Raw genomic sequence first — 15,669 nt, 5'->3', positions numbered from 1 at the left:
TTGGTCCTGACATCGTAATGTCAGCAATGATGGTGATCCACATCATAGGCGTTTGCGAAAATGCTCGGTGCCGACGATCAGCAGGCCGGCGGCGACGATCAGGGCGGCACCCAGGAAGACTTCGCGGCGCGGCACGTCGCCCCAGATCGCAAAGCCGAGCGCGAACGCCCACAACAGCGAGGTGTATTCCAGCGGTGCCAGCACCGAGGCCGGTGTGCGCTTCATGCCCTCGAAGAGAAGATACTGCGCCAGGCCGCCGAGTGCGCCGACGCTGGCAAGGAGCAGCAACTGGGCCCCGTCCGGTGTCCGCCACCACAACAACGCCGGTACCGCCGAAAACAGCAGGAAATAGAAATTGTTGAGCAGGAGTTGGATCATCGAGCGCTCGGCAAGGGCGGTTTTGCGCAAGAGTACGATGGCGATGCCCCACAAGAAGGCGGCCGCCAGCACCAGCAGCACCGGCACGGACAGGCCGAGATGAGTCGGATCGCAAGCGATGAACACGCCGGCAAAGCCGATCAGCACCGCCAGCCAGCGGAGCATCGGCACTTTTTCGCCGAGCAGGAACACCGAAAGCACGGTGACAATGATTGGGGCCGCGTAATAGACGGTGGTCAGTTCGGCGAGCTGCAGGCTGCGCGCCGCGTTGTAGTAGCAGAGCCACGCAGCAAGCGTGAAGGCACTGCGCACCAGCATCGGCCGCACGATCGGCGAGCGCATCGTGTCAGCAAACAACTGTCGTCCGCCGATCGCCGCGCACGCACCCAGAATGGTGATGCTGCGGAAGAACATGATCTGCCAGACGCTCATGCCGACGACCAACAGCTTGATCGAAGCATCCTGTGTCGAAAACAGCAGATAGGCCGCACCGGTCAGCAGGATGCCTGCAAGAACCCGCTCGCGTGTTTCGAGAATGGCGATATCGGCCATAAGGCGCGTGGGACCAAAAATTGCCGGAGCGGCAGAAATGCTGTGAGGAGCGACACAAGGGAACTGTGAATTCAGCTCCCTTGGCAGCAAGCTATACGGGCGAAAACCGCTGCGGCGCTACGCCAGCCCGGTGCTTATGTTGGGGCAGGGGTCCATGGCGAGTTGCACTGTCGCCAAGCCTATTGCGTCGCCTGGTAAAGCTCCGAAGCGGCCTCTTTCAGGGCGCGCCGACCATCGGATCGGAAATACATCATGTGCCCGCCCTCGACGACATCGAGACGGATAGGCTTGGCATTGGCGAGCGACGGGATCTGGTTCACCAGGTAGCGCGAGGCGAGGTAAGGCGTGACCAGGTCGGTGTAGCCGTTGACGATCACGACGCCGAGCGAGGGGTTCAGCGAGCGTGCTCGCTGCAGATCGTCCATTACCCCGGCATAGCCTTGCCGTGACGCGCTGGTCCCGTAGTCCCAATTATGGCTGATTTCGCCATTGAGCAGCCGATAGCTGACATCGGTGCGGAAATGCAGTTCGTCGCTGATATAGCCGACGAACGCCGACGTCAGCGCCGGCACGCTGCGGTCGAGCACCGGATCCGGGCCGGCGATGCGAGCGCTCTCGGGCGCGATGTCGGCCGTGCCGATCGTGGCGTCATAGGGGCTGAGCACCTTGCCGCTGGCGCGGGCGAACTCCCTTGCGAACAGGCCGGTGGGAATGCGGGCGGAGTTCCGCTGCACCAGGTCGAGCGGCAGGCCGGTGATGTCAGCCACGCGTTGACTGGCCAGCCGCCTGCCTTGCTCCAGTCCGCTGGTGAGCGCCGTAAGGTAATCGCCCATCGCATAATGTTCGACTTCGGCCAGCTTCTCCCGCAATGCATCGCCGCTGACGCCTTCGGTGCGTAGCCGCACCGCCGCCAGTGAAGGCAGTTCGAGCGCCCAATGCAGCGGCTCGAATTCATCCGGCTGCACCAGCGTGAACTCCAGCGCCGGCGAGATCAGCACGATGCCGTTCGGACTGATGCCGATATCTTCCTGCAATGTCCTGGCGAGCAGCGCCGCGCGGAACCCGCCATAGCTTTCGCCGGCAAGGAACAGAGGCGACCCGGTGCGGCCGTTCTGCGAGAGATAGAGCCGGATGAAGGCGCCAATCGAGCTGGCATCCTGGTTGACACCCCAGAAATCGCGCGTGTCCTGCCCCGGTGCCTCGCGGCTATAGCCGGTTCCCACCGGATCGACGAAGACGAGATCGGTCATGTCGAGCCAGCTGTCCGGATTGTCGATCAGTCTTTGCGGTGACGACAGGAATTCCCCGTCTGCTCCCGTCGCGATTATCCGTGGACCGAGAGCGCCGATATGCAGATAGGCGGACGCTGCTCCAGGGCCGCCGTTGAACACGAAGGTGATCGGCCGCTGCGGGTCTTTGGCCCCGCTTGCCGGCGGCTCCAGCGTGTAGGCGACATAGAAGATCTCCGCCGTGACGTCGCCCTTGCCGGAAAGCAGCGACAGTGTCGCCGCCTTTGCCTGGTAATCCAGCTTGCTTCCGGCCAGCATGATCGAATGGTTGGTTGTCTGTGGCGGCGGCAGCAGGGACAGAACGCCGCCCGAGGGCGCCGGCCGCTCCGCCGTTTCAGCCAGGACGGGCTGCGCCAGGACGGCAAGCATCGGCAGGATAAGGCAGATCAGTTTCAGCTTGACCGGCATGATGGCTCCGCGACAACGACTCCCGCATAGGTATGGCCGAGAGGTTCGAAGTCAAAGGAAATGGCTGTTTTGAACTTGTAACGGCTTGCGCTACTGTGAGCCGGAATGCAGTCGAACGTTTCCCTCGATCAGTTTGGACGCTGGAGCGGCGGTGTGGCCGCTGCGGCCGTTGCCGCGACTCCCGAAGAATTGTCGGCTCGCTTCACGGCAGCGGCGAGCGAGTTGCTTGGCTCCGACCGCGCCTATGTCGGCTTTTACCGTCGCGATATCACGTCCCTGACCATCGACGATGCCGGCCCCGATCGCTGGAACCGCGACTACGATGCACGACTGTATCGCCAGGATCCCTTCTTCCAGAGGTTCGCCAGCACAAGGCAGGATTTCCTGTTGCCGCTGTCGGCACTCCGCAATGGCGACTTCCAGCGCACCCCCTACTATCGCGAATTCTTCGGCCCTTCCGACAGTTTCGACGAGATCACCGGCGTGTTCAATCTCGACGGGCTGACCGCTGGCTATGTCACTTTTCTCAGGCGAAACGGGGCAGAACCGTTTGGCGAGCAGGATCTGGCAACGGCTTGCGCGGCAAGCAGCGCGACAAGGCTCATTTTGGGAAGATTGCTTCATCTGTGCCGCTTCCGGCACAAGGGCGCCGCAATCGGTGACGCTCGCTCGCGGCTGAGCAGGCGCGAGGCCGAGATTGCGCGGCACCTGGTCGATGGTGGCAACGCCAAGACCATCTCGCGAAGTCTCGCCGTCTCGCCCGGCACCGTCCGCAACCACATCAAGCAGATCTACCGCAAGCTCGGCGTGCACTCCCAGGTCGAGCTGCTGGCGACCCTCCGCGACGTCGCTTGAGCCTGACGGCTCCCGCCGGCTCTATTGCCCCGTCACGATGCGCGTCCACATGCGGTTTTGCGATCGCAGCCACTTTGGGTCGTTGTTGTCGACCACGAACAGCTTGGCCTTTACGGCATCAGCCGGAAAGACGCCGGGATCGCTGGCTATGGCCTTGTCCATCAGCGGCAGGGACTCCGGTATCGCATTGGCGTAGGAGACATAGCTGGAATTGGCCGCGGCGATATCGGGCCGCAGATTGAAGTCGATCCAGGCCTGGGCGTTGTCGGGATGCGGCGCATCTTTCGGCACCGCCATCGTATCGAAGTTGATGAGCGTGCCTTCCCTGGGAATGGAATAGGCGATCTCCAGCTTCTTCACGGATTCCGCCGCACGAGTCCTTGCCTGGAGGATGTCCCCCGACCAGCCCAACACCACGCAGATGTCGCCGTTGGCGAGGTCGTTGATGTATTTGGACGAATGGAAATAGCGGATGTAGGGCCGCACCTTGCCCATCAGGTCCTCGACCCTGGCGAGGTCGTCGGGACTGGTCGATTTGGGGTCGATGTGAAGATAGTTCATCGCCATCGGGATGACTTCCGCCGGCGCATCGATCATGGCCACGCCGCAATCGGACAGCTTCTTGACCATTTCGAGGTCGAAGACCATGGCGAAGGAATCCGTCGGCGCGTCCGGCAGCCGCTGCTTCACCGCGGCGACGTTGTAGCCAATGCCGTCGGTGACCGCCATATAGGGCACGGCATGCAGGTTCCGCGGGTCGGCGCCAGCGATCAGCGCCAGGGCCTGCGGATCGATCTTCGAATGGTTGGCAAGCTTCGATTTGTCGAGTTCCAGGAACGCCCCCGCCTTCACCTGGTTCTTCAGGAACGGATAGGCTGAGGGGTAGACCACGTCATATCCCGAGCCGCCGGTGAGCAGCTTGGTTTCAAGCACCTCGTTGCCGTCATAGACATCGTAGCGAACCTTGATGCCCGTCTCCTTCTCGAATTTCTCGGCCGTGTCCTGCGCGATGTAGTCGGACCAGTTGTAGACGTTGACGATCTTTTCCTCGTCAGCCGAAGCCGCATTTGCGCAGATGCCGCAGGCAAGCAGGGTTGAGAAGATCAGAGCGCGCATAAATGTCCTCCGTTTTCGCTATCTGTTTTGGGCATGCCCTTCCCTCAACGCCGTTGCGGGGCATAGACTGGCAAGGTGATGCAGGCGACATTGCCGCCACCCAGCAGGATCTCGCGTGAGTTTTCGATGCCGACTATCTTGTGGTCGGGAAACAGCTCGGCCAGCGTCTGCTTGGCCCTCACATCGAGATCGCAGCCGAACTGCGGTACCACCACGACGCTGTTGCCCGGATAGTAGTTGATGTAGCTCGCCGCGATCCGGTTTCCGGCCGGTCGCGCCCAGGTCGAATCCAGCCGGTCCACGCTGTCGCTTTCTTCCGGCGTCATCTCGATCGGCAAGGGGTGGGGCAGCCGATGAACTTTCAGCGCGCGGCCACGCGCATCGCGGGCCGAACGCAGCACCTCTTCGGCTTCTCGCACAATCTCGTATTGTGGGTCCTCCCGGTTGTCGGTCCAGCTCAGCACGACCACGCCGGGGCGCACGAAGCAGCAGACGTCGTCGACATGGCCGTCGGTCTCGTCGAAAGCGAGGCCGCGTGGCAGCCAGATGACGGTATCGACACCGAGATAGTCGCCGAGCTGGCGTTCCACTTCGGCCTTGCCGAGATGGGCGTTGCGATTTCGGTTGAGGAGGCATTGCTCCGTCGTGATGAGGGTGCCCTGGCCGTCGCACTGCAATCCGCCGCCCTCGGCGATCAGCGGCGCCCGGTAGCGATCCATGTTCTCGATTTCGAGCACTTTCTGCGCCGCCAGGTCGTCCAGGTCCCATGGCGAATAGAGGCCGCCGTCGAAACCGCCATAGGCGTTGAAGATCCAATCGACGCCACGCACGTCGCCTTGATCGTTGACGACGAAATTGGGGCCGCTGTCGCGCAGCCAGGAATCGTTGGTGGACATCTCCACGATGCGCACATGGCCTGGCAATCGCGCTCGGGCATTCTGCCACTGGCGAGCAGAGGCCGCCACCGTCACCGGCTCGCTTTGCGCGATCGCCGCGGCGACATCCGCGAACAGCTTTTGCGCGGGCTTGGCGCCGAGGCGCCAGGTGTCCGGTCGCTCCGGCCAGATCATCCAGCAGCCTGATTTGGGTTCGAATTCGCCGGGCGCGCGAAACCCATCCTGTTTCGGCCTTGTCGAGAGGGTACGGGGCATCTTGGGACCGCCGGGAAATGGAGTGATGACTTGCCCGGATCAGACGTTTTGGGACCTTGTCCGTCAATGTCCCATTTGGGATATCGGTGTCGGCGGCTGTCTCCTGTTGCGGAACGGCATTGCCTTCCCACGGTGATCGGCGCAAATCTCGACCGGACGGCGTATGCCGGTGACGCAAGCAGTCGACGAAAGGGGAAAGCGGATGGATGCGATCGAACTGAAGGCCATGCAGGCGCCGCTGAAGCAGGCCTATCGTGACGATGCTTCGCAGGCCCTGATCACGCTTCGCGCCAAGGGCTCGATCGACGACCAGTCGGTTGCCTGCAAGGTGGAGACGGGCAGGGCGCTCGCCATCGCCGGACTGCATCCGGCAACAGGCGGCTCAGGGCTTGAGCTCTGCTCGGGCGACATGCTGCTGGAGGCCTTGGTGGCTTGCGCCGGGGTGACGCTGAAGGCGGTGGCGACGGCGCTCGAGTTCAAGCTCGGCGCCGCCACGGTGGAAGCCGAAGGCGATCTCGATTTTCGCGGCACGCTCGGTGTCGCCAAGGATGCGCCGGTCGGCTTTCGCGCCATCCGGCTCAATTTCAACCTCGACACCGATGAGCCGCAGGAGCGGATAGACTCGCTGCTGAAGCTGACCGAGCGTTATTGCGTGGTATTCCAGACCATCAGCCAGAAGCCGGAGCTGACGGTGAGCGCGCGCCGCTGACGCTTACTGCGCTGACGGTTCTTCGGCGTCGCCCTCGTCAGTGAAGGGCGAGGCGCTCGGCACGCATTGCACCGACCAGCCGGCCGGTGTCGGCTGCTTCTGATATTCGGTGATGGCGGCGGTGCACTGTTCGCGTTTGTCGAAGGTGCTGGGCAGCACGACCATGCCGCCTTGCGGGCCGGCGATTACCAGATACCAGACCAACGCTGCTGCGGTCGTAGCCATGGGGATTTCCTCATTCTGCCAGTGGGCGCTTGTTGTGGGAGTCGCTGTGATCCTTACCAACTCCACGGAAATGACGAAAGCATGACGGCGGCGCAGCCTTCCATCGTCACATCACAGCCGCGTGATGTGACGGGGGTTTCGCAGCCCGATTTCGAAGCGAAATCGGCTCAGTTGGTGGCAAAACAATAGAACAAGCCGTCGCCCCCGGTGCCCTTGAGCGCCTCCTGGCTGCAGCCGCCGCGCGAAGCGTGCGAGGAATTCCAGGATTTGGCCGCTGCCGAATCGTCGAGGCCGGCGCGGTCATGATGGCCCATCATAGCGGCGCCTTCCGCCCCGCTCATCGTCCAGTCGCCGCAGGTCTGGTCGGCGATCTTGGTGCCGTCGGGCTTGGAGCCGGTCAGCACGTCGTGGCGGTTGGGCGTGTCGCCGCGGCCGTTGACCGCTTCGCCTTTCTCGTTGAGCGCTGTCTGCTTGGTGATGCCGTTGGCATCGCTGTGCAACGAGGCGACATCGTCGGCGATCTTGATGCCCTTTGCGTTTACCCATGGCCCCTTGCCGATGCGGTCGCGGGCGTCGGTGTCGCTGGTCGACAGATAGGCGGCCCAACTTTTGCCGGTGACGCCAGCGGCTTCCGCCAGCGACGCGCAATGCGCGTCGGCGCCTTTGAGGCCGCCGAGGTCGGCACCCTTGCCGGAACCGACACTGGTAACGAAGAAGCTCATCTTGGCATCTTGCGAGTAAGCGGCGCCCGCGGCTGCGATCAGGGTGGCGGCGGTGGCGAGAAGCAGTCTACGCATGTCGGTCCTCCGGTTGGTCTTCGACGGGTTACATCAGAAGAAACGTTGCCGGAGGCCTGTTTAATCCCTACGCATGTCGCCTAAAAGTGTGCAGCGGTTTTTGGGAAACCGACATGCGTCAAAAAGGCTCTAGTTTTATTCCGGCTGGCGATAGGCGACGAAGCGATTGTGCTTGGCTTGGAAGATCAATCCGGTCTCTTTCAGCTCCGGGCTGGCCAGCGGCACGATGCGTTTGGCGATCTCGGCGGGGTGCGGCAACGTCTCGGGATCCTCGCCCGGCACTGCCTGGGCACGCATGGCGGTGCGGGTGGCGCCGGGGTCGGCGGCGTTGACCCGGAGCGGCAGGCTCTGCGTCTCATGCGCCCAGGAGCGCATCATCGTCTCCACCGCGGCCTTGGACGCCGCGTAGGGCGCCCAGAAGGCACGCGCCGAGTGCGCTGCGTTGGAAGATAGGATGATCGCTCGTCCAGCATCGGAGAGCCGCAGCAGAGGGTCGACCGAGCGGATCAGCCGCCAGGTCGAGGTGACGTTGATGGTCATCACCTTCTCGAAGGTTTTTGCTTCGACATGACCGATCGGCGAAATGACGCCGAGAACGCCGGCATTGGCGACGAGAATGTCGAGCTTGCCCCAGCGTTCGTGGATGGCGCCGCCCAGGCGGTCGATGCCGGCCATGTCGGCGAGGTCGAGCGGCACCAGTGTCGCCTGGCCGCCGGCCGTCTTGATCTGGTCGTCGAGCTCTTCCAGTCCGCCGACAGTGCGCGCCACCGCAATGACATGCGCGCCGGCGGCAGCCAATTCCTTGGCCATGAAATAGCCGATACCGCGCGAGGCGCCGGTGACGACCGCAACGCGGCCGGTAAGGTCGAGGGTCATGCGATGGATTCCGGGAATTTGACTAACGCTGATGACGGTCCGGCCTACGTCCCGCTCGTCGCCAGCAGCGACAGCGTGCGCACATTGTCGTGGCCTTCGAAGTCGAGCAGGCGGGTTGGATACTGGCCGGTGAAGCAGGCATCGCAGAATTGCGGCTGGTCGTTGTCGCGGCTGGCTTCGCCGACGGCGCGGTAGAGCCCGTCAATGGTGAGGAAGCCGAGCGAATCGACGCGAATGAACTCGGCCATCTCCTCGATTGACATGCGCGATGCCAGGAGCTTCGATTTCTCCGGCGTGTCGACACCGTAGAAGCAGGAGGCGCGTGTCGGCGGTGAGGCGATGCGCATATGCACCTCCTTGGCGCCGGCGTCGCGCACCATCTGCACGATCTTCTGGCTGGTGGTGCCGCGCACGATACTGTCGTCGACCAGCACCACGCGCTTGCCCTCGATCATGCGGCGGTTGGCATTGTGCTTCAGCTTGACGCCCATGTGGCGGATCGAATCGCCCGGCTGGATAAAGGTGCGGCCGACATAATGATTGCGGATGATGCCGAGCTCGAAGGGAATGCCTGCGGCCTGGCTGAAGCCGATCGCCGCCGGCGTGCCCGAATCCGGCACCGGCACGACGATGTCCGCCTCGACCGGGCTTTCAACCGCCAGCTCGGCGCCGATGCGCTTGCGCACCTCATAGACGTTACGGCCTTCGACCGAGGAATCCGGCCGCGCGAAATAGACATATTCGAAGATGCAGAAGCGGGTCTTCTGCGGTTCGAAGGGGAACAGGCTTTCAATACCCTTGGACGTGACGACGACCATCTCGCCGGGCTTCAGGTCGCGAACGAAACGAGCGCCGATGATGTCGAGCGCGCAGGTTTCGGAGGCCAGGATCCAGGCGCCGTCGAGATCGCCGAGCACCAGCGGCCGGATGCCGAGCGGATCGCGGCAGCCGATCATCTTCTTGGCCGTCATCGCCACCAGCGAGAAGGCGCCCTCGACCTGCCGCACCGCATCGATGAAACGCGAGTTCAAATCGCGCTCCTTGCTGGTGGCGACAAGGTGCAAAAGCGTCTCGGTATCGGAGGTGGAGGAGAAGATCGCGCCTTGCTTCTGCAGCGCGCGCTGCACGGTCATGGCGTTGGTCAGATTGCCGTTGTGGGCGACGGCGAAGCCGCCATCGGCCAATTCTGCGAAAAAGGGCTGGATGTTGCGCATGCCGGCGCCGCCAGTCGTGGCGTAGCGGGTATGGCCAATGGCGCGGTTGCCTTGCAGGCTGTCGATGACGCGCTGCTTGGTGAAGGTGTCGCCGATCAGGCCGACATGGCGTTCGACATGGAACTGGCTGCCGTCATAAGAAACGATGCCTGCCGCTTCCTGGCCACGATGCTGCAGCGCATGCAGGCCCAGTGTGACGATGGCTGCCGCGTCCTGCCGGCCGAAAATGCCGAACACACCGCATTCGTCGTGGAAATGGTCGTCGGCCTCGGCGGAAAGCACGTCGTCTGCGTCTGCCATCTTAAGCTCCGCTAAAATCGCCATATAATGCGGGTTCGCGCCGAAAGCAACGCGGGCCGTGCGGTCGTTCACACCATCGTCAGATCCTGACGTCGTTTTCGGCGTCAGTTTGCCGGTGCCGTCGGTGCCGGAGCGTTGTTGGCCGGTGGTGTTGCGTCATTGTCGTCAGGCGCCGGCGTGTTGGCATCGTCGCCGCCCGCCGGAGCATCCGCCGCCGGTGCGTCCGGAGCAGCTGGTGTCTCGGCGGCCGGCTGATTCGGATTGAGCTTCTTGAGGATCGCGTTTTCCGGATCCTCGGGCAGCAGGCTTTCGAGCTTGGCGCCGATCTGTTCGAGCAGCGGCCGCGACTTGGCCTCCGTGACCCAGGCTGGTGCCTTGGCACCGGCCAGCCAGTTGAAGAACAGCAGGGCGACGGCAACGACCAGGATGCCGCGCGCGGCGCCGTAAAGGAAACCGAGCGTACGATCGAGTGCGCCGATCCTGGAATCGATGATCCAGTCGGCTAGCTTCATGGTGATGACCGAGACGACGATCAACGCGATGATGAAAACCACGCCGGCGGCCGCCGCCATGGCGACCTTTTCATTCTCGATGTAGGGCGCGAGGTAAGGCACAACCGGCTTGTAGAAGAAGAACGCCGCCGCTGCCGCCGCTGCCCAGGAGACGACGGACAGGACTTCGCGCGAGAAGCCGCGAACCATGGCGAGCATCGCCGAGACCAGAGTGAAGCCGACGAGAATTCCGTCAAGCAGCGTAATCGGCATGTCTTTCGCCCCACTCCATGAGCCGCATTATAGCGCGGAGCATCGGGTTCTGGGTCCGATGCTCTAATCTTCTTCGTCCACGCGGCTTCGGCGTGAGCCGGCTATGCGTGCCACGAGGTCGGCAAGCTCGGTCGGCTGGAAAGAACCGGCCCCGATCCCCCCGGCCAGTTCCCCGCTGCCCGAGGGCAGAACCGCGCTTCCAAAACCCAGCTTTTCGGCTTCCTTGAGGCGCTGTTGCGCATGCGCAACCGGCCTCACGGCGCCCGAAAGGCTGATTTCGCCGAAATAGACGCAATCGGCGGGAAGGGCAAGACCGGTGAGCGAGGAAACCAGGGCGGCCGCCACTGCCAGATCGGCCGCGGGCTCCGAAATCCGGTAGCCTCCGGCGACATTGAGATAGACATCGTGAGTGCCGAAGCGCACGCCGCAATGGGCTTCGAGAACCGCCAGGATCATCGACAGCCGGGCGCCGTCCCAGCCGACGACGGCGCGGCGCGGCGTGCCGAGCGAGGAGGGTGCGACCAGTGCCTGGATCTCGACCAGCACCGGCCTTGTCCCCTCCATGCCGGCGAAAACCGCCGCCCCCGGCGATTTGGCATGGCGTTCGCCAAGGAAAAGCTCGGACGGATTGGCGACCTCGCGCAGGCCCTTGTCCGACATTTCGAAGACGCCGATCTCGTCGGTCGGTCCAAAACGGTTCTTCACCGTGCGCAGGATGCGATAGTGATGGCCGCCTTCGCCTTCGAAGTAGAGCACGGCGTCGACCATGTGCTCGACGACGCGCGGCCCGGCGATCTGGCCTTCCTTGGTGACATGGCCGACCAGCACGATCGCCGCCCCTGTGGATTTCGCATAACGGATCATCGCCTGGGCGGCGGCGCGCACCTGTGTGACGGTCCCAGGCGCCGAATCGGCAAGGTCGGTCCACAGCGTCTGGATCGAATCCAGGATGACGAGATCAGGCCGCTTGCCGTCGGCGATCGTCGCCAGGATGTCCTCGACATTGGTCTCGGCGGCAAGTTCCACCGGAGAAGAGGCGACGCCAAGCCGCTGCGCCCGCAGCCTGATCTGCGCGACCGCCTCTTCGCCGGAAACATAGACGATGCGATGGCCTTTTGATGCCAGCGCCGCGGCCGCCTGGGTGAGCAGCGTCGACTTGCCGATGCCGGGGTCGCCGCCGACCAGCAACGCCGAGCCGCGCACGAAACCGCCGCCGGTGGCGCGGTCGAGTTCGCCAATGCCCGAGATGATGCGCGGCGCGTCCTCGATATCGCCGGACAGCGTGGTCAGCACCACCGCGCGGCCCTTGCGGGCATTGCGCGTGTTGGCTGGTCCCGAGCCGATGCCGCCGGACGTGCCTTCCTCGACCAGCGTGTTCCACTCGCCACAGGCATCGCATTTGCCGGCCCAGCGCTGATGCACCGATCCGCAACTCTGGCAGATGAATTGGACGCGTGACTTTGCCATTACGTCGCCGCAGGCTGAAAATTGGGAAAGCGGGGCGTTCCTTCACACCCCCCTCTGTCCTGCCGGACATCTCCCCCGCAAGGGGGGAGATTGGCAGTTTTGACTACAGCACCATCTCTGCCACGTCGGCGATTGGCGAAATCGGTAACGACATCCAATCTCCCCCCTTGCGGGGGAGATGTCCGGCAGGACAGAGGGGGGTGTGACAGAGCGCGACGGTAGGTCAAAAAGCTACTCGAACCTTTCCGGCAGATGATGCTCCTCGGCGAGGTCGGAGAAGCGGGTGAACTCGCCCTGGAAGGCAAGGCTGACGGTGCCGGTCGGGCCATGGCGCTGCTTGGCGATGATCACTTCGGCCTTGCCCTGGACCTCGATCATCTTCGTTTCCCAGGCGAGGTGCTCGGGCGTGCCTTTCTCCGGTTCCTTGTTCTTGATGTAATATTCCTCGCGGTACACGAACAGCACGACGTCGGCGTCCTGCTCGATCGAGCCCGATTCGCGCAGATCGGACAGCTGCGGATGCTTGTCGTCGCGGCTTTCGACCTGACGCGAGAGCTGTGAGAGGGCGATGATCGGCACGCCCAACTCTTTGCCGAGTGCCTTCAGTCCGGTGGTGATCTCGGTGATTTCCTGGACGCGGTTCTGCGACGCCTTGGCGGACGAACCCTGCATCAGCTGGATATAGTCGATGACCATCAGGTCCAGCCCGCGCTGCCGCTTGAGGCGGCGGGCGCGCGCCGCGAGCTGGGCGATCGAGATACCACCCGTCTGGTCGATGTAGAGCGGGCGCTTGTGGTTCTCCTGCGTGTAGGCGACAAGCTTGCCGAAATCGGCTTCCGTCAAATCGCCGCGCCGGATTTTCGAAGATGGTATCTCGGTCTGCTCGGAGATGATGCGGGTGGCCAGCTGCTCCGACGACATTTCGAGCGAGAAGAAGCCGACGACGCCGCCATTGGCCGCCTTGACCGAACCGTCGGCCTGCTGGGCAGGCTCATAGGCGGCCGCGATGTTGTAGGCGATGTTGGTGGCCAGCGACGTCTTGCCCATGCCTGGGCGGCCGGCGATGATGATCAAATCGGATGGCTGCAGGCCGCCCATGCGGTGGTCGAGATCGCGCAGGCCGGTGGCAATGCCGGATAGGTGACCGTCGCGCATGTAAGCCGCACTGGCCATGTCGACGGCGTTCTTCAACGCATCGGAAAAACTCTCGAAGCCGCCATCGTAGCGGCCGTTTTCGGCCAGCTCGAACAGGCGGCGTTCGGCGTCCTCGATCTGTTCGCCGGGCGCCATGTCGACCGGCGCGTCATAGGCGATGTTGACCATGTCCTCGCCGACGGTGATCAGCGCGCGGCGCGTCGCAAGGTCATAGATGGCGCGGCCATAGTCGGTGGCGTTGACGACGGTAACGGCCTCCACCGCCAGCCGCACGACATATTGCGCCATCGTCATGTCGCCGACTTTCTCGTCGGCCGGCAGGAAGGTTTTTAGCGTTATCGGCGTCGCGACCTTGCCCATGCGGATGAACTCGGACGCCACCTCAAAGATCTTGCGGTGCAGCGGCTCGTAGAAATGGCTGGCCTTGAGGAAGTCCGAGACGCGGTAGAAGGCATCGTTGTTGACCAGGATCGCGCCGAGCAGCGCCTGCTCGGCCTCGATGTTGTTTGGCGCTTCACGATAAAGCGGTGTTTCCGCGACGCCGAATTTTCGCGCTGCTTCTGCCATGATGTCCCCGATTTCGATCCCGGCTTCTCGATATCAGAACGTGACAAGTCCATGCTGACTTATCTGCACCAGTGCCTGTCCAATCAGCTTTGATACCCGCGATTCACAGCCGAGTTTTTTCGGTGGAAAGAATCACAATTGACTCGAATCGAAAGAACGATTGTAGCGCATCTACAGGGAGAACAAAACGGGAAAACAAGAATGGTGCCCTGTGCAGCCATCCCGCTCAAAGCTGACCGAGTCGCCCCTCGATGAACCGGCGTTCCGCCGGTTGCCGGGTCAACTCGATCGCCCGCCGGTAGGAGGTCCTTGCCGCTTCGGTCAAGCCAAGCCTGCGCTGCATTTCTGCTCGCGCCGCGTGCGCCAGATGGTAGCCGTCCAGCCCGCCTTATCCCATGGCCGCCTCGATTGCCGCCAGTCTGGCCTGCGGGCCGTCGCGCATGCCTATGGCCGCGGCGCGGTTGAGTGCCACGACCGGCGAGGGGTCGACGCGGCCGAGCACATCGTAAAGCGCGACGATTTGTACCCAGTCGGTCTCCGCCGTGCCTGCCGCCTCGGCGTGGACGGAAGCAATGGCCGCCTGCAGGATGTAAGGTCCGATGCGGCGCGAGGCGATCGCCCGACCGATCAGGCCGTCGGCCTCGGCGATCAGCGAACGGTCCCACAGCGTGCGGTCCTGATCCTCTAGCAGGACAAGGTCGCCGCTGGCGTCGACCCGCGTCGCGCGCCGCGCCTCGTGCAGCAGCATCAGGGCCAGCAGCCCTTGCGCCTCCGGCTGGTCGAGCAGTTCGACCATCAGCCGGCCGAGCCGGATCGCCTCGGCGCACAGATCGGCCCGCGTCAGGTTCGGCCCCTCGGTTGCCGCGTAACCCTCATTGAAGATCAGGTAGATCACCTGCAGCGCACTCTCGAGACGCGCCGGCAGGTCGTCGCGGTCCGGCACTTCGTAAGGGATGGCCTCGTCGAGGATCTTCGCCTTGGCCCGCACGATGCGTTGCGCAATGGTCGGTGCCGGCGTCAGATAGGCGCGGGCGGTCTCTTCGGTGGTCAAACCACCCACTTCGCGCAGGGTCAGGGCGATGCGTGCATCCGGCGCCAGCGCCGGATGGCAGCAGACGAAGATGAGCCGCAATTCATCGTCCTGGATGTCTTCCGGCATGGCCGGCTCCGGTGTCGGCTCGGCCAGAGCCGTGAGCTCGGGCAGAGCCCCGGCCAGCCGCGCTTCCCGGCGCCAGCGGTCGATGGTCCTGAAGCGGCCGGCCGAGACCAGCCAGGAATAGGGATTGGCCGGCACACCCTGGCGCGGCCATTGTTCGGCGGCAGCAGTGAAGGCCTCATGCAAGGCCTCCTCCGCCGCGTCGAAACCGCCGAGCAGGCGGATCAAGGTCGCCAGCACGCGCCGCGCCTCGGTGCGGTAGGCCGCCTCCAGGGCGTCGCGCGGGCCGGCGGTGCTCACAGGACCGGCGGCGGCTGGCTGAAGTCGACGACCGGACGGACTTCGATAAAGCCGATCGTTGCCAGCGGATGGCCGCTCGCCACCCGCACCGCTTCATTGAGATCACGGGCTTCGATGACGATGATGCCGCCCAGGATTTCCTTGGTCTCCATGAACGGGCCGTCGACCGAAGACATCTTGCCGTCGCGGACCTGCACGGTCATCGCCTCTTCCGGCAACACCAGGGCCTCGGCGGTTACGAAGTGGCCGCTGGCCCTGAGCACCTCGTCATATCCGGCGCATTCGGCCAGCACGGCGTTGGCTTGCGGGCTGCCGCCGAACAGCGTCTTGGGGTGGTAGTAGATGAGACAGGCATAACGCATGGTGGGTTTCCTTTTCCAGGATTGTCTA

At 63.7% G+C, this 15,669-nt stretch carries 14 protein-coding genes and 1 pseudogene; 2 read left to right on the top strand and 13 right to left on the bottom strand.

Features of this window, described 5'->3' with window-relative positions; all coding sequences use genetic code 11:
* Positions 1 to 42: 42 nt before the first annotated feature.
* The gene (locus NKI66_RS26095) at positions 43 to 930 is read right to left on the bottom strand and encodes a DMT family transporter (protein ID WP_128303058.1); all 888 of its coding nucleotides are present in this window, start codon (positions 928 to 930) and stop codon (positions 43 to 45) included.
* Positions 931 to 1,109: 179 nt separating this feature from the next.
* Positions 1,110 to 2,627 (bottom strand): S10 family peptidase, encoded by a 1,518-nt coding sequence (locus NKI66_RS26090; protein WP_352753443.1) that lies wholly within the window; start codon positions 2,625 to 2,627, stop codon positions 1,110 to 1,112.
* A 153-nt stretch (positions 2,628 to 2,780) separates the two neighbouring features.
* On the opposite strand from NKI66_RS26090, the gene NKI66_RS26085 reads away from it, so the two are divergent.
* Positions 2,781 to 3,482 carry a helix-turn-helix transcriptional regulator gene (locus tag NKI66_RS26085; protein WP_352753442.1) on the top strand — a complete coding sequence of 234 codons (702 nt, stop codon included), beginning with the start codon at positions 2,781 to 2,783 and terminating at the stop codon, positions 3,480 to 3,482.
* 21 nt (positions 3,483 to 3,503) lie between these two features.
* Here NKI66_RS26085 and NKI66_RS26080 read toward each other — a convergent pair whose 3' ends face one another.
* On the bottom strand, positions 3,504 to 4,598 hold the full coding sequence (locus NKI66_RS26080) for a polyamine ABC transporter substrate-binding protein (RefSeq protein ID WP_352550560.1): 1,095 nt from the start codon (positions 4,596 to 4,598) through the stop codon (positions 3,504 to 3,506).
* 44 nt (positions 4,599 to 4,642) lie between these two features.
* Positions 4,643 to 5,749 carry an agmatine deiminase gene (aguA, locus tag NKI66_RS26075; protein WP_352753440.1) on the bottom strand — a complete coding sequence of 369 codons (1,107 nt, stop codon included), beginning with the start codon at positions 5,747 to 5,749 and terminating at the stop codon, positions 4,643 to 4,645.
* 202 nt (positions 5,750 to 5,951) lie between these two features.
* Here aguA and NKI66_RS26070 point away from each other — a divergent pair, with 202 nt between their 5' ends.
* Positions 5,952 to 6,458, top strand: coding sequence for an OsmC family protein (locus tag NKI66_RS26070; RefSeq protein WP_352753438.1), 507 nt, complete (start codon positions 5,952 to 5,954; stop codon positions 6,456 to 6,458).
* A 3-nt stretch (positions 6,459 to 6,461) separates the two neighbouring features.
* On the opposite strand, the gene NKI66_RS26065 is transcribed toward NKI66_RS26070, so the two are convergent.
* From NKI66_RS26065 to NKI66_RS26025, 9 genes and pseudogenes are all read right to left on the bottom strand, one after another.
* Positions 6,462 to 6,683: a hypothetical protein gene (locus NKI66_RS26065; RefSeq protein ID WP_013532531.1), complete on the bottom strand. Its 222-nt coding sequence runs from the start codon at positions 6,681 to 6,683 to the stop codon at positions 6,462 to 6,464.
* Between the two features lie 167 nt (positions 6,684 to 6,850).
* Entirely contained in the window at positions 6,851 to 7,480 is a 630-nt protein-coding gene (locus NKI66_RS26060; RefSeq protein ID WP_128303064.1) for a hypothetical protein, read from the bottom strand.
* Between the two features lie 135 nt (positions 7,481 to 7,615).
* Positions 7,616 to 8,356 carry an SDR family NAD(P)-dependent oxidoreductase gene (locus NKI66_RS26055; protein WP_352442166.1) on the bottom strand — a complete coding sequence of 247 codons (741 nt, stop codon included), beginning with the start codon at positions 8,354 to 8,356 and terminating at the stop codon, positions 7,616 to 7,618.
* A 44-nt stretch (positions 8,357 to 8,400) separates the two neighbouring features.
* The gene (gene purF, locus NKI66_RS26050; protein ID WP_013532528.1) at positions 8,401 to 9,870 is read right to left on the bottom strand and encodes an amidophosphoribosyltransferase; all 1,470 of its coding nucleotides are present in this window, start codon (positions 9,868 to 9,870) and stop codon (positions 8,401 to 8,403) included.
* Between the two features lie 104 nt (positions 9,871 to 9,974).
* On the bottom strand, positions 9,975 to 10,634 hold the full coding sequence (locus NKI66_RS26045) for a CvpA family protein (RefSeq protein ID WP_352442167.1): 660 nt from the start codon (positions 10,632 to 10,634) through the stop codon (positions 9,975 to 9,977).
* A gap of 63 nt (positions 10,635 to 10,697) precedes the next feature.
* The gene (radA, locus tag NKI66_RS26040) at positions 10,698 to 12,101 is read right to left on the bottom strand and encodes a DNA repair protein RadA (RefSeq protein ID WP_023813748.1); all 1,404 of its coding nucleotides are present in this window, start codon (positions 12,099 to 12,101) and stop codon (positions 10,698 to 10,700) included.
* A gap of 231 nt (positions 12,102 to 12,332) precedes the next feature.
* Entirely contained in the window at positions 12,333 to 13,823 is a 1,491-nt protein-coding gene (locus tag NKI66_RS26035) for a replicative DNA helicase (protein ID WP_127261333.1), read from the bottom strand.
* Positions 13,824 to 14,049: 226 nt separating this feature from the next.
* Positions 14,050 to 15,279, bottom strand: a pseudogene (locus tag NKI66_RS26030) (RNA polymerase sigma factor).
* A complete protein-coding gene (locus NKI66_RS26025; protein ID WP_128303068.1) occupies positions 15,276 to 15,641 on the bottom strand; it encodes a YciI family protein in 366 nt (121 codons plus the stop codon). Before NKI66_RS26025 ends, NKI66_RS26030 begins: the two are co-directional and overlap by 4 nt.
* Positions 15,642 to 15,669 lie beyond the last annotated feature (28 nt).

This window comes from Mesorhizobium sp. M0518, from assembly GCF_040321125.1.
Taxonomy (GTDB): Bacteria; Pseudomonadota; Alphaproteobacteria; order Rhizobiales; family Rhizobiaceae; genus Mesorhizobium.
Note: the sequence above shows the minus strand (reverse complement) of the source record. Positions and strands in the feature narration are given on the sequence as shown.

What these genes read in the sequence shown, in the direction of transcription:
- NKI66_RS26095 (WP_128303058.1), bottom strand. Translation starts at nt 930, where the DNA reads ATGGCCGATATCGCCATTCTCGAAACACGCGAGCGGGTTCTTGCAGGC.
- NKI66_RS26090 (WP_352753443.1), bottom strand. Translation starts at nt 2,627, where the DNA reads ATGCCGGTCAAGCTGAAACTGATCTGCCTTATCCTGCCGATGCTTGCC.
- NKI66_RS26080 (WP_352550560.1), bottom strand. Translation starts at nt 4,598, where the DNA reads ATGCGCGCTCTGATCTTCTCAACCCTGCTTGCCTGCGGCATCTGCGCA.
- aguA (WP_352753440.1), bottom strand. Translation starts at nt 5,749, where the DNA reads ATGCCCCGTACCCTCTCGACAAGGCCGAAACAGGATGGGTTTCGCGCG.
- NKI66_RS26070 (WP_352753438.1), top strand. Translation starts at nt 5,952, where the DNA reads ATGGATGCGATCGAACTGAAGGCCATGCAGGCGCCGCTGAAGCAGGCC.
- NKI66_RS26065 (WP_013532531.1), bottom strand. Translation starts at nt 6,683, where the DNA reads ATGGCTACGACCGCAGCAGCGTTGGTCTGGTATCTGGTAATCGCCGGC.
- NKI66_RS26060 (WP_128303064.1), bottom strand. Translation starts at nt 7,480, where the DNA reads ATGCGTAGACTGCTTCTCGCCACCGCCGCCACCCTGATCGCAGCCGCG.
- NKI66_RS26055 (WP_352442166.1), bottom strand. Translation starts at nt 8,356, where the DNA reads ATGACCCTCGACCTTACCGGCCGCGTTGCGGTCGTCACCGGCGCCTCG.
- purF (WP_013532528.1), bottom strand. Translation starts at nt 9,870, where the DNA reads ATGGCAGACGCAGACGACGTGCTTTCCGCCGAGGCCGACGACCATTTC.
- NKI66_RS26045 (WP_352442167.1), bottom strand. Translation starts at nt 10,634, where the DNA reads ATGCCGATTACGCTGCTTGACGGAATTCTCGTCGGCTTCACTCTGGTC.
- radA (WP_023813748.1), bottom strand. Translation starts at nt 12,101, where the DNA reads ATGGCAAAGTCACGCGTCCAATTCATCTGCCAGAGTTGCGGATCGGTG.
- NKI66_RS26035 (WP_127261333.1), bottom strand. Translation starts at nt 13,823, where the DNA reads ATGGCAGAAGCAGCGCGAAAATTCGGCGTCGCGGAAACACCGCTTTAT.
- NKI66_RS26025 (WP_128303068.1), bottom strand. Translation starts at nt 15,641, where the DNA reads ATGCGTTATGCCTGTCTCATCTACTACCACCCCAAGACGCTGTTCGGC.